The sequence below is a fragment of the Pseudomonas sp. Pse35 genome, assembly GCF_024519715.1.
Taxonomy (GTDB): Bacteria; Pseudomonadota; Gammaproteobacteria; order Pseudomonadales; family Pseudomonadaceae; genus Aquipseudomonas; species Aquipseudomonas paracarnis.
Window position 1 is genome coordinate 135239 of sequence record NZ_JALJRP010000007.1, and the last position, 15398, is coordinate 150636.

At 61.1% G+C, this 15398-nt stretch carries 17 protein-coding genes and 1 tRNA gene; 4 read left to right on the top strand and 14 right to left on the bottom strand.

Annotation, left to right across the window (positions count from 1 at the left end; genetic code table 11):
• Nucleotide 1 precedes the first annotated feature (1 nt).
• The 5 genes from OC445_RS09045 to OC445_RS09065 all read right to left on the bottom strand — a co-directional run bounded on the left by OC445_RS09045 (nt 2) and on the right by OC445_RS09065 (nt 2979).
• Nucleotides 2–628 (bottom strand): hypothetical protein, encoded by a 627-nt coding sequence (locus OC445_RS09045; protein WP_198790421.1) that lies wholly within the window; start codon nt 626–628, stop codon nt 2–4.
• 82 nt (nt 629–710) lie between these two features.
• Nucleotides 711–1283: a hypothetical protein gene (locus tag OC445_RS09050; RefSeq protein ID WP_197884097.1), complete on the bottom strand. Its 573-nt coding sequence runs from the start codon at nt 1281–1283 to the stop codon at nt 711–713.
• An 18-nt stretch (nt 1284–1301) separates the two neighbouring features.
• Nucleotides 1302–1529: a RebB family R body protein gene (locus tag OC445_RS09055; RefSeq protein ID WP_003187543.1), complete on the bottom strand. Its 228-nt coding sequence runs from the start codon at nt 1527–1529 to the stop codon at nt 1302–1304.
• 103 nt (nt 1530–1632) lie between these two features.
• Complete coding sequence (locus tag OC445_RS09060) at nt 1633–2175, bottom strand: RNA polymerase sigma factor (RefSeq protein ID WP_198790420.1); 543 nt, start codon at nt 2173–2175, stop codon at nt 1633–1635.
• Nucleotides 2176–2262: 87 nt separating this feature from the next.
• Nucleotides 2263–2979 carry a Crp/Fnr family transcriptional regulator gene (locus tag OC445_RS09065; RefSeq protein WP_034125442.1) on the bottom strand — a complete coding sequence of 239 codons (717 nt, stop codon included), beginning with the start codon at nt 2977–2979 and terminating at the stop codon, nt 2263–2265.
• Nucleotides 2980–3175: 196 nt separating this feature from the next.
• Between OC445_RS09065 and OC445_RS09070 the strand changes: the two genes are divergently transcribed.
• Nucleotides 3176–3252 (top strand) — tRNA-Arg (locus tag OC445_RS09070).
• A gap of 210 nt (nt 3253–3462) precedes the next feature.
• Here OC445_RS09070 and OC445_RS09075 read toward each other — a convergent pair.
• Nucleotides 3463–4638 carry a sensor histidine kinase gene (locus OC445_RS09075; protein WP_198790419.1) on the bottom strand — a complete coding sequence of 392 codons (1176 nt, stop codon included), beginning with the start codon at nt 4636–4638 and terminating at the stop codon, nt 3463–3465.
• A 5-nt stretch (nt 4639–4643) separates the two neighbouring features.
• On the bottom strand, nt 4644–5333 hold the full coding sequence (locus OC445_RS09080; protein ID WP_262020065.1) for a response regulator: 690 nt from the start codon (nt 5331–5333) through the stop codon (nt 4644–4646).
• A 218-nt stretch (nt 5334–5551) separates the two neighbouring features.
• Here OC445_RS09080 and OC445_RS09085 point away from each other — a divergent pair, with 218 nt between their 5' ends.
• Complete coding sequence (locus tag OC445_RS09085) at nt 5552–6364, top strand: MipA/OmpV family protein (RefSeq protein ID WP_054896826.1); 813 nt, start codon at nt 5552–5554, stop codon at nt 6362–6364.
• Between the two features lie 113 nt (nt 6365–6477).
• Nucleotides 6478–7698 (top strand): alginate lyase family protein, encoded by a 1221-nt coding sequence (locus OC445_RS09090; protein ID WP_262020066.1) that lies wholly within the window; start codon nt 6478–6480, stop codon nt 7696–7698.
• A gap of 252 nt (nt 7699–7950) precedes the next feature.
• Here the strand turns inward: OC445_RS09090 and OC445_RS09095 are convergent, their stop codons facing one another.
• Nucleotides 7951–8850, bottom strand: coding sequence for a LysR family transcriptional regulator (locus OC445_RS09095; RefSeq protein WP_054896828.1), 900 nt, complete (start codon nt 8848–8850; stop codon nt 7951–7953).
• A 116-nt stretch (nt 8851–8966) separates the two neighbouring features.
• Here OC445_RS09095 and OC445_RS09100 point away from each other — a divergent pair, with 116 nt between their 5' ends.
• A complete protein-coding gene (locus OC445_RS09100) occupies nt 8967–9998 on the top strand; it encodes an SDR family oxidoreductase (protein ID WP_089042038.1) in 1032 nt (343 codons plus the stop codon).
• Nucleotides 9999–10046: 48 nt separating this feature from the next.
• On the opposite strand, the gene OC445_RS09105 is transcribed toward OC445_RS09100, so the two are convergent.
• The 6 genes from OC445_RS09105 to OC445_RS09130 all read right to left on the bottom strand — a co-directional run bounded on the left by OC445_RS09105 (nt 10047) and on the right by OC445_RS09130 (nt 14947).
• Nucleotides 10047–10634 carry a hypothetical protein gene (locus tag OC445_RS09105; RefSeq protein WP_054920378.1) on the bottom strand — a complete coding sequence of 196 codons (588 nt, stop codon included), beginning with the start codon at nt 10632–10634 and terminating at the stop codon, nt 10047–10049.
• Entirely contained in the window at nt 10631–11203 is a 573-nt protein-coding gene (locus OC445_RS09110) for an RNA polymerase sigma factor (RefSeq protein ID WP_089042037.1), read from the bottom strand. Before OC445_RS09110 ends, OC445_RS09105 begins: the two co-directional genes overlap by 4 nt.
• Before the next feature lie 194 nt (nt 11204–11397).
• Nucleotides 11398–13026, bottom strand: coding sequence for a vWA domain-containing protein (locus OC445_RS09115; RefSeq protein WP_198790417.1), 1629 nt, complete (start codon nt 13024–13026; stop codon nt 11398–11400).
• Nucleotides 13027–13227: 201 nt separating this feature from the next.
• Nucleotides 13228–13878 carry a DUF799 domain-containing protein gene (locus OC445_RS09120; protein ID WP_005783625.1) on the bottom strand — a complete coding sequence of 217 codons (651 nt, stop codon included), beginning with the start codon at nt 13876–13878 and terminating at the stop codon, nt 13228–13230.
• Nucleotides 13875–14237, bottom strand: a complete 363-nt coding sequence (locus OC445_RS09125; RefSeq protein WP_054896834.1) for a DUF4810 domain-containing protein — start codon at nt 14235–14237, stop codon at nt 13875–13877. Before OC445_RS09125 ends, OC445_RS09120 begins: the two co-directional genes overlap by 4 nt.
• A gap of 29 nt (nt 14238–14266) precedes the next feature.
• A complete protein-coding gene (locus OC445_RS09130) occupies nt 14267–14947 on the bottom strand; it encodes a CsgG/HfaB family protein (RefSeq protein ID WP_005783620.1) in 681 nt (226 codons plus the stop codon).
• Nucleotides 14948–15398: the final 451 nt, after the last annotated feature.

A 15398-nucleotide genomic window follows, 5' to 3' on the forward strand; every position in this document is an offset into this window, starting at 1 on the left:
GCTAAAGCCGCACCTCTCTGCCGTCTTCCCAGAAACCGGCAAAGAAAAAACGCGGCGACGCAGCACAGAACGTCGCGAGCTCTGCCGGTGTCATCGCTGAGGGTTGCCGACTGAAGATGGCCGGCGGTGGCGGAACCAGATTGGCCGCGTTGTAGAGGTTGCCGACCTCATAAGCGTTGGCCGCGAATTGTGAGCAAAAGGAACCGCTGCCTATCGCTATCGACTCATTGATCCGAGCCTGCAGGGTGTCGTTGGCCTTCCAGTTCTTGAATGCAGAAAGCATCGCGTTCCACGCGCTATAACTGCCGTCGATTTCATCGCCGAGCTTGTCGAAATAAAACTGCTTGGCCGCCAGCGCCGCCGCAAACCCCAGCTCAGTGTCACGGCAGGAAAAGACCATGGCGGTGCGAGGGGGTTTTTCCAGGCTCACGTCAGTCAACGCCAGGCCAGTGCCGACGCTTTCGATCACCATGGTCTTGCTCACCGCAATTGCCGGGTGGACCACATTCAGATACGTCGTGTCCTGTGAGAACACCTTGGCTTTGACCAACTGACCGGCTTTGATGAAAGCCCGCGTCGTACTGTCATCTTCTTGCTTCACCGAAAAAATAAGATCTCCAACGTCCATGATGTCGCTCCTCACTCAAGAAAAGTTGCTTTCAAGTTGCTGTTGCACCGCCCCAGCAGAACGCCGAAGCGCTGTGCTCGGTTCAAGCCGCTGGCGCGGCCCGGTTGGCCAAGGTGTCGGCGTACTTGGCGATGCTCTGGTCGATCTTGTCGATGGCCACGCTGGCGGCTTCGGCTTCCATCGCACCGGCAGCGGCAGCCACGGCGGCAGCGGCGCCTACCAGCAGGTCGGTGGCCAAGGCGCCCAAGGCGTCTTCGGCAGCGGCCGGCAGGTTGTCCTTGACGATGTTCTCGGTCATTTGCTGGAGCAGCACGGCCTGGGCCGCCAGGGCGATCTTGCTGACCCCGTCGAAGTACCCCGCCGCCGCTTGCGCCACCAGCCCGGCCGCCTGGCTGATCATCATGTCGGCCGGCACCGCGATCTGCGCCGGCGCATAGGCAAAGTTCTGCGCGTTAGTGAACTGCACCGCCTGCACGATCTGGCTATTGAGCGCCGCCGTGCTGTCGGATGACGGCGTGCTCACCTGGTTGAGCAGGTGCTCGTTCATGCGCGCCATGATCGAGCGCGAGGCCGGTGCAGGGGGCGCTGTCGCCGGAGGGTCGGCGGCGGGCGTTGCTTGGGAGGCGGCGGGTTTCTTTCTGCTGAACCACGACATAATCGATCTCCCGAGGGCTCAGCCCTTCTCGCCAATCTGCATGATCAGCGCCACGGCCTTGGAGATCACCGCGTTGGAAATCTGATTCATCGCCTGCTGGCTGTTGACCGCGTTCTGCAACGACAGGCCCGCCGCGCTGCTGGCCACCTGGTACAGCGACGCGATGGCCTGGGCCGGCGCCTCTGCCACCACCTTGACGTTGGTTTGAGTGACCGCGTCGGTGATCTGGCTGTTGACCTCTGTCATACATCTCTCCTTGATGGCATTCACCCAGGTTTGGGTGTGGATAGCGGCGGCGTGCTGCGCTCATACCACTAGAACGCCCCACGCCAACGTCTGTGAATCACCTTCAGCGCAACGCATCGCGCAGCAGTTGCACACGCTTGCGCACCAGCGGCAGCTTCACGTGCAGCTCGGCGGCAATTTGCGGGTAAGGCAGGTCGTCGACAAAGCGCATCTCGAACAAGCGCTGCTGCAACAGCGGTAACCGTGCGACGTGCGCCCCGATCTGCTCCAGGCGCTCATAGCATTCCACCCGCTCCAGCACCGAGGCGCAGGGCGCGGCGAGCGCGGCCAGGTGATCGTGTTCAAGGTCTACCGAATCATCGAACAGCCGCCCCTCGCGCTTGCTGCGCCGCAGGCTGTCGAGAAACACATGATCGAGCACTAAAAACAGAAAACCCTGAGGGTCACGAATGCGCTCCGGCGAGCGCCGAAAAAACAACAGGGCCTTGATCGCCGTGGCCGACAACCACTCCTGGCCCTGATCCAGATTGCCCTTGGCCCGCCGCAACGCCCGGCGCCTGAGCTCGCCGTGCACAGCGCGCCAACTCGCTTCGAACAAACGGTCATCGGCGGCCCATTGATCCTTGAACTGAACAGTCATCCCCATCGCCAGCACTCCTGTGCATCCTTGATGAAGGGCCAGTCTGCGAGGGCACGACGGGGGCACGCTGTTACCTGGGGAACACCGCCACAACTAATTCAGCGCAAAAGCCTTGCGCCGCAAATGCTCGACATCGTTGATCACCATGCGCTCCAGGTCGCCGCTGATCACGCCACTGCGCCGCCACACTTGCAGCTGCACATTCAACTTGGGGCGACTGGTATTCAGCATCGACGCCAACACCCCTTGGCTTGCGGGCAACGACACACTGGGCAAGGCCAACGCCAGGTCGATCTCGCCCAGGTTCGCCAATAAAAACCGCGCCAACCGCGACTCCAGCCGATGCAGGCACACCAACTCCAGCAACTCGATGGCGTGCAGCAACCTCAGCATCATCAACATCAACAAACGCCGCAGAAACGCCGGCTCCTCAAACAGCACACCAAAATGCCGGCTACCCAACTGCAACAACCGCGTGGGCCCGCTGGCAAAGGTAGAAGACTCGCGCCCATGATCCTTGATCAACGCCGTCTCCCCCACCACCTGCCCGGCCCCGGTACTGCCGATAATCTGCTCGCGCCCATCCGGCCCATGCACAACCGAATAAATCCGGCCCTCCACCACCAACGCAATGAATTCGAGGGTGTCATCCTTGAAATACAACAGCTCACGATCATCCAGCGTGCGCTCCACCATATGGGTGGCGACGTAGCGCAAGAGATGCTCCGGCATACCTCGAAACAAATCGGAGCGAGCCAGCAGGGTTTGTCTGAGCGGGAGATCGAGCATCACGGTTCCTTTGGAATGCATGCGTTCACCTGAGGAATTGCGGCGTGGAAGCGGGGTTAAAGCCACAAGAGCAAAGCAAACAAAGGGACGTGCGGCGCGGGGAGTTGTGAATGAGGGTGGCGATTAGCCATTTTTTGTCGGAAATGGACGACAGGGGGCGGGGGGAATGCCGGAATGGACGCATCAGGTCGACATGGGTATGATGTCGCCCGCACAAGCATCCGTAGCTCAGCTGGATAGAGTACTGCCCTCCGAAGGCAGGGGTCGTGGGTTCGAATCCCGCCGGGTGCACCAGATATGAAATGAAAAAGCCTCAGGTCGGGAGATCTGGGGCTTTTTTGTTTTTGGTTTGGTGGGTGGTGAGAGAGTGTTGAGTCGCGTCGGGATAGTAGAGGTGAAAATAAATCCCCTTTTCTCCCCCCCTTTTTCCCAAGCAGTTTTCCAGCTCTACGATCATTACGATTTCACCGCCTTGAGCGCCGGTCTCAAGCAAAGAAGAAACGCCTACACAGGAACCTCCGCCCTGATCAGCGTACCGCCTTCGACCAGATTACGGGCAGTAATGGTACCGCCATGGGCGTGGCAGATCGCACGGGCGATGGACAAGCCTAGCCCGCTCCCCCCCGAGTAACGTGCCCTGGAGCGCTCTGCACGCCAGAAGCGGTCGAACACGCTGTCCAGATGCTGGGCTTCGATACCTGGCCCTCGGTCACCGACTTCAATCACCACCGAACCGTGAACCCGGCGCGCCGTTACATTCAACTCGCCTCCCCCGGCCGCATAACGCAGCAAGTTATCGACCAGAATGTTGATCACCTGGCCCAGGCGATCACGATCGGCATGCATACGAAGCCCATCAGCAATACTGACCTGCGTCAGCACGCAAGCCTCATCCAACTGCGGCTGGAACCACGCCAACCGCTCCGCCACCAGAGCTGCCAGAGAAAACTCGCTGCGCTCCAGCACCAGCCGGCCAGCACGAGCCATCGACAACAGGTGCAAATCATCCACCAGCTTTCTGAGTTGATCGAGCTGACGCTTGACCATGCCCAACTGCATGGCATCGCTGGGGAATACCTCATCGAGCATACCCTGCACGCGCCCCATGGCGGCGTTCAAGGGTGTGCGCAGTTCGTGGGCAATGACCGCGCTGGATTCACGCACATCGCGCTCATAGCGCTCCAGTTGCGTGGTCATGCTGTTGAAGTCGCTGACCAGCCGTTGCAGCTCGTCGGGCGCGTCGCGGTGCACTGGCAGGCGCGTCAGGAAATCACCGCCGGCGACTCGCCGGGCGCCCTGGGCAATTGCCGAGAACTGGCTGGACAAGGGCCGCGAAAACCACAGGCCGAAGCCAATGATGATAGGGATCGCGGCCAGCACCAGGCCGATCAGTATCAGCCAGTCGCGATTGGCGATAGCCGGCTGGAAATAGTCCAGCGGATAGTACTGGGCAACCACTTGACGCAAGCGTGCCTCATTGAGCTCTGGCTCGGCGCGCAACGCCAGCAGCTCCTCACGCGGCCCCGGCGGCAGATGCTGCACAAAATACCAGTCCGACAGTGTGACGTTGATCCACATGCACACCGAGATCACCACCACCGCGCCGATCGCCAGCAGGCTCATGCGCAGGCCGATCCAGCGCCACATGGGTTTGTCGTTGACCCGCGGTTGCTCAAGCATGTGCGTTACCTGAATCGATAGCCAATGGAGCGCACCGTGACCAGAACGCCGGTGATGCCGTGGTTTTCCAGCTTGCGGCGCAGGTTGTGCACGTGGGTGTCGACGACGCGGGCCAGAGCTTCGCTTTCCGGCAGGCAGATTTCCAGCAACTCATCACGAGTGAAGGCCTTGGACGGCGTCTTGAGCAACGTCACCAGCAGCTTAAATTCCGTTGGGGTCAGGTCCAGCCATTGCGGTGGTGCTTCGCCCTGCTCAATGGCCGCGGTAAACGCAACAAGATCCACCCGCAGGTTTTCATGGCGCAGCAGGTGTTCGACCGGTTGGTTGCCGGTGGTGCGCCGCAACACCGCGTGCACCCGCGCCACCACTTCGCGCGGGCTGTAAGGCTTGACCACATAGTCGTCCGCGCCATAACGCAAGGCACCGAGTTTTTCCGGTTCGTCGCCCATGGCCGTGACCATGATGACCGGCGTGTCACTGCTACGGCGCACGGCGGATAACACCTCGGTGCCGCTCAAGCGCGGAAGCATCACGTCGAGCAGGATCAGGTCGGGCTGCCAGCTTTTGTACAGGTCCAGACCGTGCTGGCCGTCTTCGGCCAGGGCCACCTCATAGCCATCCCGGAGCAAGTAGGCTTCGAGAATGTTGGCGCTGTCGGCGTCGTCTTCGACGATGAGGATACGTTTTCCTGACACAAAGAAGCCTCTTGATGAAACCTTGATAATTTACGAACGGTTTATTGAAAGTGCGCTGCCAGTATTGCCCTACGCCCGCTTTCGCGAGCCGATCCTATGCCGACCACTGCATCGCTGTCCAAGCCTATCAACGGGCCTGAACAGCTCGATCAGAGGGAGGCGTTGTGTCGCGCGTCGGCGGGCGCACTGCTGTCTTCTTTTGCACATAGGGCTTGACCATGAACTTCACCACCTCCCCTACCCACAACGTTCTGTTGGGCGCCGTCACGCTGCTGTGCTGCGCGCTCGCGCCCCAGGCTCAGGCGACCGACGCCAGCCCGACAGCCGAAGAAACCACCGTTACCCTGGGCCTTGGCATGGGTGTCACGCCTCGCTACATGGGTGCTGACCGCTACCGTCCGCTCGTACTGCCGATGCTCAGCATCCAGCACGGAGCGTTGTTCGCCGACACCACTCGCGGCGTGGGCCTGCAATTTCAATCCGACAGTGGTTTTAGCGCCAGCGCAGCGATCAATTACGACCTGGGCCGCAAAGAGAAGGACAGCATCACCAGCCCGGGCGGCGACGAGCTCAGAGGTATGGGCGATATCAACGGCGCAACCGTCGCCGACTTTACCCTCAGCCAACAACTGCTTGACTGGCTGTCGGTCAACGGCGAAGCCGAACTGCGCATGGCCGGCGAGCACCGAGGCAACCGTTACCGCTTTGGCCTGGAAGGCATCTTGTTGCACACAGACCGCGACACCCTGAGCCTGGCCATCGACGCCCATGCCGGCGATAGCCGCTACAACCAGACGTTCTTCGGCGTCACCCAGGCTCAGAGCCAACGCTCGATCTACAGCAAGTACACCGCCGACGCCGGGATCTATGCCTACTCCGCTGCCTTGAACTGGCAGCACACCTTCGACGCGCACTGGTCAACGCTGGCCAGCCTGACGCTGACTCAATACGCTGACCAGGCCAGCGACAGCCCGCTGGTAAGGCGCGAAACCGCAGGCTTGGGCCTGTTTGCAATCAACTACACGTTCTGACAACAAGCCCCGGGTATGCAGGCTTCATCTGAACTATCCCTGGGGCAGATTCCAGTCCTGTGCGAATGGCTTTTCAGACCGCGCAAGGTTCTCCCCATCAGGGCGTACACACGATGATCCGTTTGAAGTACCTGTCCAAAAGAGCCGTGCTGCTCTATGCGCTATTGATGAGTATCGGCAGTCAAGCCTCCCCCACCCTGCATACCGAAGCGTTCGTGCATCCTGGCCTGCTCCAGACCCGGGAGGACTTCACGCGGATACGCGAGAAGCTGGCCAACTATAACCAGCCGTGGCTGGCCGGCTGGCAGAAGCTGATCGCCAACCCCCATGCCTCATTAGCCTGGCAGCCCAACCCGATGCCGGTGGTGTACCCCACTTCAGGCGGCCCGAATAACGACAGTGTTCTGTTCAACGACGCAGCCGCCGCGTATGCACTGGCCCTGCGCTGGCAGATCTCCAACAACCCGGCGTATGCCGACAAGGCCGTGAGTATTTTGAACCAGTGGGCCTTGACCCTCACCGCGATCAAAGACAAGCCCGGCAGAGCTTTGGTGGCAGGCTTGTACGGCTACCAACTGGCCAACGCGGCCGAACTGCTGCGCAGCTACCCAAAGTGGCGGGCGGAAGATTTCCAGCGTTTTCAAGGCATGATGCTCACTGTGTTCTACCCCATCAATCATGACTTCCTGGTGAACCACGACGGCGCCCGGCCTGATCATCATGGGGCCAGCTGGGACCTAGCCAACATGAACTCGATGCTGGCCATCGGCGTACTGACCGACCGCCGCGATCTCTACAACGAGGCCGTCGACTACTTCAAGCACGGCACCGGTAACGGCGCCATCGCCCACGCGGTGTGGAAGCTCTACGGCGATGGCCTTGGTCAAGTCCAGGAAAGCGGACGTGATCAGTCACACGCAATGCTCGACATAGCCGTGCTCGGCAGTTTCTGCCAAATGGCCTGGAGCCAGGGCAACGACCTGTTCGGCTACCAGAACAACCGCGTGCTGCAGGGCGCCGAGTATGTGGCCAAGTACAACCTTGGCCAGGAGGTGCCGTTTACCCCCATCCCCAACAGCAGCTTCAAACAGACCGTCATCTCGGCCGATCATCGCGGCGAAACCCGTCCGATATGGGAACTGCTCTACAACCACTACGCCGTGCGAAAGGGCCTCAGCGCACCGAATGTGCAGGCCATGGCAAATAACGTCCAAGTGGAAGGTGGTGGCGGGGATTATGGTGCTGACAGGGTTGGCTACGTCCAGCTGGGGTATGGGACGTTGCTGTATTCGTTGGGGGAATACGGTTTGTCGGAGATGCAGTTAATGCCTTAGAGGTATATCACCGAAGCTGCGCTGCGCATTACAAATGCGTCCTTTCTACCTGTCAAATTCGAGGAATGGCAAGAACGCATTGGTGTGTTGGAAATGTCAAAGGACGCCAGCACCATCGCCGCAGAAGTGTGGAGCCAGATATGAATGAAACACCCGAGGTCTTTAGACCCGGGGCTTTTTTGTGAGCCACTTGCACGCGCAACTCGATGTTGCTACGAGTGGCTAAGCGCCTACATCCCGATGGGTTGAGTATTACGAAGGCCTTGATGAATTCCCGGAATGCTGCTTTTCCAGGCTTGAAATTTCACCGCGCAACACCCCCTCCAACACCCCAAAAAACCCCTGAATATGCCCCTGCTTCAACGCCTGCGGCCGCGTAACCAAATAAACCTCCATCGCCGGCAGTTCTATCTCCTGAAAAACCTCACTCAACCCCGTCGCCAAAATACGCGGCAACACCGCCACCCCCATCCCCCGCTTCACCGATTCAAGCTGCACCGCAAACGAACTCACCCTGATCGGCGCACGGTCCACCCCCGCAGCTTTCGCAGCGCGCATTTGCGGCAGCAGATCCAGCGGCGGCAGCAAGGCGATACTGGCGGCGGTAGCTGGCGTTAGCGCAGGAAACCGTTGCAGGTATTCAGCAGTTGCGAATACGCCGTAAGCGAGTTTGCCGAGCCCTCGGTAGATCAGGGAAGGTTCGCCCAGGTGTGCGGTGCGTATGGCGATGTCGGCCACGCCTCGTACGATTTTGTGAAAGTCGGTGGTGACCTGTAGTTCTACGGAACAGCCTGGGTGCTGGGAGGTGAAGCGGCTGGCGGCCTCAAGCACGCTGGCGGAAAAGCCTTCGCCGGCGCTCACCAGCACGGTGCCGCTGAGGGTTGCTGGCGTGCCGTCGGCGGGGGCCTGGCGGCGCAGGCCGGATTCGGCTGCCAGGGCGACGTCTACCAGGGCTTGGCCTCGGGAGGTGAGTCGGCAGCCTTCCACGCCGCGTTCCACCAGTGGTTCGCCAAGGGCAGTTTCCAGTTGGGTGAGGCGTCGGGAGACGGTAGACGCCGCGATACCGAGTAACTGGCCTGCCTGTAAAAAGCTGCCGCGCCGTGAGACTGCCAGCAGCAGTCGAAGATCGTCCCAATTTGCCTGCAATGCCATATCTCCGCGCTTCCCTGGTGTGCAGATGTGCAAAGCCATTATGCCGCAGGCGCTGTTTTTACGGCGCGGGCTGACCGGTATATCTACTGGCCTTCTCAACAAATGGAATGGCCTGTATGAACACGAACCCCAATCGCTTGCGCAGCACCTTTGTGACCGGTGCCACCGGCTTGCTGGGCAATAACCTGGTATGGGAGTTGGTCGCACGGGGTTATGCGGTGAAGGCGCTGGTCCGCTCGGCGGCCAAGGGCGCGCAGCAGTTCGGCGATTTGCCGGGCGTGGAGATGGTGGTGGGGGACATGGCGGATGTGGATGCCTTCGCGGCGGCGTTGCAAGGCTGCGATACGGTGTTTCACTGCGCGGCGTTCTTTCGGGATAACTACAAGGGCGGCAGCCATTGGGAGGAACTGGAGAAGATCAATGTCGTCGGTACCCGAGCCCTGCTGCAACAGGCGTATGACGCCGGTGTGCGACGGTTTGTGCATACCTCGTCGATTGCCGTGCTCGACGGTGCCCCCGGTACGCCGATCGACGAGACGTGCCTACGGGCCGAAGCCGATGCGGACGACTACTACCGCAGCAAGATCCTGGCTGAGCGGGAGGTGTTGAGGTTTCTTGAAAGCCATCCGCAGATGTACGCCTGCATGGTTTTGCCCGGTTGGATGTGGGGGCCGGGTGACCGTGGGCCGACGTCTTCGGGGCAGTTGGTCCGGGACGTGATCAACGGTAAGTTGCCGGGGCTGATTCCTGGCACCTTTTCGCTGGTCGATGTCCGCGATGTGGCCTGGGCGCACATTGCTGCTGCCCAAAGCGGGCGACGGGGCGAGCGTTATCTCGCGGCCGGTCGCAACTTGACCATGCGCCAGCTGATTCCGGCGCTGGGGCGTATTGCCGGGGTCAAGGTGCCCTCCCGCCAACTGCCGCTGCCCGCGCTGTACCTGTTGGCAGCGATGCAAGAGGCCTACGCCTACCTGACCGGCAAGCCCATCTTGCTGAGCATGGCGACGTTGCGGCTGTTGATACGCGAGGAGCACCGTACCCGCTTTGACCACCGCAAAAGTGAAGAGGAACTGGGGTTGAGCTTTCGCGTCCTGGAGCAGACCCTCACGGACACGGTGGCGTGGTCCCGGGCCTACGGCGGGTTGTAATAAAAAGCCCCAGGTCGACAGGCCTGGGGCTGGTTCGTGGCGGCAGGTTCAATGCTGTTTCAACGCCTCTAGCCGTGCCGGCAAGTCCTCCTCGGGAAAGCGTTGGTACAGCGCCAGCAGTTTTTCATCCGCGGCCCTGGTTTCACCCGCTCGACGCAGGTTCACAATTTCCTGCAGACCTGCTTCCAACGTAGGCAGCGCCCGTTTGCTGAGTTTCAGCGCTGGCTGATCCGCCACTGCGCTTTCGGCTTGAGCAGGCGCACTTTCAACCCGTGGCGCTATCGCCATCCGGGCCATTGGCGCGGGGGCGGAGAAGGCTTGCGGCGCTGGCTGGGCGGCTTCTTCGTGGTGCGGCGCAGAGAATGTCGCGGTGGAGATTTCGGGTTGCGGCACGGGGGAGCGCATGACCACGCCGATCATCAGTGCCAACCCGGCGACGGTGGCAAATGCCATTTGCCAGCGCGGGCGTTGGCAGGCTTGCAGCCAGCGTTGCCACAGGCTGGGTTGCGGCTGCGGGGCTTCGCGACGGGCAGCGTTGAGGATGAAGGCGTCGAGGGACGCGGGCGGCTCGCCCGTGCTGTGTTGACGATAGTGCTGGAGCAGCGCGTCGTCTGGGGTGTGTCGGGAGTCAGTCATACGGGTACCTCCTCGGCCAGCAGGCGCCGCAATTTTTGCAGGGCGTAGCGCAAGCGGCTTTTTACGGTTTCCAGCGGGGCGCCGGTGAGGGTGGCGATTTGCGGTACTTCGAGCTCGCCGTGCAGGCGTAGCAGAAACACTTCGCGCTGGTCTTCGGGCAACGCTTGCAGGGCCGCGTCGAGGCGCGCCTGGTCGCGGCTGAGGGTCAGTTGTTGCTCGGGGCCGTCGCTGTCATCGGCCTGGGCGTGGAGCTGTTCATCGTAGCTGTCGTGCAGGGGGTTGTGGATGCCGTGCTTGCGCCAGTGGTCGATCAGGCGGTTGCGGGCGATCTGGAACAACCAGGTGCGAAAACTCGCCCGGCCTTGTGGCTGGGTGGTGCTGCGGATCAGGCTGAGCCAGGTGTCCTGGTAGATTTCTTCGGCCAGTTCGGCTTTGTTGCATAGGGACACGAGGAAGAAGTACAGGCCCTGGCGATGGCGCGTGTACAAGGCTTCGAAGGCGGCAGCGTCACCGGTTCGGTAGCGGGCCAGCAGCGATTCGTCGCTGGGTGAGTCATCTGAAACGGCCATGTAGTGGGCGAACTCCTTTTGGTCAGCCGAAGCAGGATTACTGTAGGAGCGAGCTTGCTCGCGAAGAACGTCAACGATAACGCGTGCTTCCTGGATAAACGCGGTGCCTGTGAGTTTTTCGCGAGCAAGCTCGCTCCTACAAAAAGTTTTAGCAGCATGGCCCCTCCCCCATTTGCACATTGGTGCGGGCGAGATCAGGGCTTGAGGCTTTGGGCCAGCTCCACCAGTTGCACGAATTCGTTGCGCAGCCCGAACGGGTCATCGCCGCGGGCCGAGCGCGCCAGTTTGGCGGTGTCTTGCACACTCATGATGCCAGTGTAGCGGCCATCGCCCTTGAGCTGTTGGGCGAAGGCGGCCACGGCAGACGCGAAGCGCAGGTCGTCGCTGGCTGGGGTGGCCTGGTTGGCGATAGGGCGTTCGATCAACTGGCTGTTACCGCCCGCAGCTGGTTTGTAGCGCACCCGCAGCATCGCCAGCTCATCGGACTTGCCTTCGGTCGCAGGCGCGTCGGCGTAACGCAGAGGTTCCAACCAGCCCTTCTCGCCCTTGGGCACGATTTCATACAGCGCCGTCACCGTGTGCCCTGCGCCAATCTCACCGGCATCGACCTTGTCGTTGTTGAAATCCTCACGCTTCAGGGCGCGGTTTTCATAGCCCAGCAGGCGGTATTCGCTGACCTGGGCCGGGTTGAACTCCACCTGCAGTTTCACATCCCGCGCCACCACGGCCAGGGTGGAACTGAGTTGCTCTACCAGCACCTTGCGTGCTTCGCGCAGGTTGTCGATGTAGGCGTAGTTACCGTCGCCCGCGTCGGCCAGTTGTTCCATCAGGTGTTCGTTGTAGTTGTCCACGCCAAAGCCGAGGGTGGTCAGCGATACGCCGCTTTTGCGCTGGGCCACGGCCATCTGCTTGAGGCTGTCGAAGTCGCTGATGCCCACGTTGAAGTCGCCGTCGGTGGCCAGCAGGATGCGGTTGATGCCCTGGTCGATAAAGCCTTCGCGGGCCATCTGGTAGGCCAACTCGATGCCCGACGCGCCTGCGGTGGAGCCGCCGGCGGTGAGTTGGTCGATGGCGTTGCGGATCTTGGCTTTTTCACTGCCCGAGGTGGGCTTAAGCACCACGCGGGATTCACCGGCATAGACCACCAGTGACACACGGTCCTGATCACGCAGTTGATCCACCAGTAACTTCAGCGTGCTTTTGACCAACGGCAAGCCTTCGCGGCGGTCCATGGAGCCGGACACGTCCACCAGGAAAACCAGATTGGCGGGCGCCAGTTCGGCCACGGTTTTATCGGAGGCCTTGATGCCAATGCGCAGCAGTTTTGTGCGCGGGTTCCACGGCGTAGCGGCCAGCTCGGTGGTCACGCCAAAGGGGGAGCCATCGGTGGGCAATGCGTAGTGGTAGGGGAAGTAGTTGACCATTTCCTCCAATCGCACCGAGCCTTCGGGCGGCAGGCGGCCTTGGTTGAGGAAGCGCCGTACGTTGGCGTAGCTGCCCGTGTCGACATCCACGCTGAAGGTGGAGACCGGGGTTTCGGCGACGCTATGCACCGGGTTATCCGGCAGGTTGGCGTATTGCTCGCGGGGTTCGCTGCGGTAGTCCATCGTCGCCATTTCCCGCACCCTCATTGGTGCCGGCATGGCCATCCGCTTGACCACTGCATTCTGGATCGGCGCGCTGTGCAGCTCGGCGAGAGGCGCCGGTTCAACCGGTTTGGAGACTTCGGGGGACGATGACAGCCCACACCCAGCCAGCGCCACCAGCAGGGTAACGGTAAAGCCTTGGGCAGCGGGACGCAGGTAAAGCAGAGGGCGGGACATGGGGCTGAGCCTCGTGAATGAATGAGCCGTTCACAAGGTCAGACGCGAGATAGGTTGGGTTTGGGTTAAACCCTCGAAATTCACCCCGATCAATGTGGGAGCTGGCTTGCCTGCGATAGCGGTGGGCCAGTGCTGGAAAGGCTGCCTGACACACCGCTATCGCAGGCAAGCCAGCTCCCACATTTGAATGGCGGTGTTCTCTTAGTCCGTGCCGTACTTGGGGTTACGCGGGCCGTACAAGATGCCGGTGCGTTGCCCTGCCGACAGCAACCGCGCACTGGTGATACCGGCAATCGGATGCGCCGCATCGGTAGAGCTGTTGATCACCTGCTTGACCGCCGCCGTGATCAGCATGCCCACCAGGCCGCCACCGTTGTTATTGCCCTCCTCGCTCGACGCCCGCGCCGAACCGGTCCACAGGGTGGTGCCGGTGCGCAGGTCCACCAGTTTGGCCGAGGCCGTCACCGAGGTGTCGCTGGAGATCAGCATGTACTGGGTGCCGTACTCGCTGATGGTGATGTACAGCGCCGCGTCCGCACCAAAGATGTCATGCAGCTTGGCCGGTTGTACGGCCTGGATATCGTTGGCGGTGGTCAGGCCGTTCTGGCGGAAGGTTTCGTCCACCAGGGCAATCGGCAACACGTAGTAGCCGGCTTCGGCCAGCGGGTAGGTGACTTGCGACACCAGGCTGTAGGACGCCTGCACTTCCGGCGATTCGTTGATCGGCGGCAGTACCAGGATCGACTTGGGCCGTGCCTGTTTGTACGCCGAATAATCGACCGTCTTGGGCGCGGCGCAACCGCCGAGCAACGCCAGGGCCAGCAAGGCGCCGGTGAGTTTTAACAGGCTCATTTGGTGGCGACTCCGGTCTTGGCGTTTTTCAACAGAAAGTCCATGTACGCAGCAGACTCAGGGAACAGGGCCTTCTCGGTGCGAAACTCCTGCACCATCTGGTCATCCTTGCCCATGTTCATGTACAGCATGCCCAGGTGCGCGTGGTAGCCCGGCGGCGCCTTGCGGCCACTGGCGTTGATCTTCTGCAGATCGCGTTCCAGTGCTTCCACCTGCGCTTCCTTGGGCTCGCCCTTGAAGTACTCGTAAACCTGCGGCTGGTAGCTCTCCCATTGATACAGGGGCTGGGGCGCCGTCTGGCACCCGGCTACCGTTGCGATTGCTGCCAGCGTCAGCGCCAACTTCACTGCCTTGCTCATCCGTGTACTGCTCCTTGTGGTGTGGCTGATCAGTTACGCGGGTTCCAGGCGCCGGCGTTGATGCCGTCGACCAGGCGGTTGATCGCTTCGCGCATGGCCAGGTCGAGCACCTTGCCATTGAGGGTGGAGTCATAGCTGGCGGTGCCGCCGAAGCCGATCACTTCACGGTTGGACAGCGCGTACTCACCGGCGCCCTGGGTGGAATACACCACTTCGGAGGTATTGATGTTGACGATATTCAACGCAACTTTGGCGTAGGCCACTTGGGTCTTGCCACGGCCGAGGATGCCGAACAGCTGGCGGTCGCCGGTCTCTTTGCGGCCGAACTCGGTCACATCGCCAGTCACCACATAGTCAGCGCCCTTGAGCTTCTGCACGGTGCCTTTGATTTTGGCTTCCTGGGAGATCTCGCCCATGTTGTCGCGGTCCAGCACGCTGAAGCGGTTGGTCTGCTGCAAGTGGGTGATAAGAATGGTCTTGGCCTGGCCGCCGAGACGGTCAACGCCATCGGAGAAGATGCCGCGCATGTAGCTGGAGCGGTTATCGAACTTACCCACGGCAATCGGCACACGCACGCCGGAATAGGCCACGTGGGCGCTGGCGACTTGCTCCACCGGCATCGCGCGGTTGCTCTCGGTGGCGCAACCGGCCACGGTCAACAGCGCCGCGGCGGTGAGGCCCGACAGCAGGATTTTGGACAGTGTCTTCACAGGGTGCTCCTTGGGTGAGGAAATCAGCGTTGCTGGGTTTTCCAAGGAGAAAGGCAGCTTGAAAACGCGCTGGCCTGGATTCTTCCCTGAAAGACGGTGATGCAACGGCTGCGGCATTTTACGGGGTTGAGAGCGGTTCTCAAGTTGTTTCGGCCATAGGTGGGGGGGCTTAGCCTACTGCCGACCGCAATACTCAAAGCAACAAAGATCAAATGTGGGAGCTGGCTTGCCTGCGAAAACGGTAGTGCAGCAACAGATGCAGCGACTGACACAACGCCTTCGCGGGCAAGCCCAATGCCGATCAATTAAACGAACGCAATGCCCAAAGCAACGAAGATCCAATGTGGGAGCTGGCTTGCCTGCGAAAGCGATAGTGCAGCAACAGATGCAGCGACTGACACACCGCCTTCGCGGGCAAGCCCGCTCCCACAGGGGAACTGCGCTTAACCCT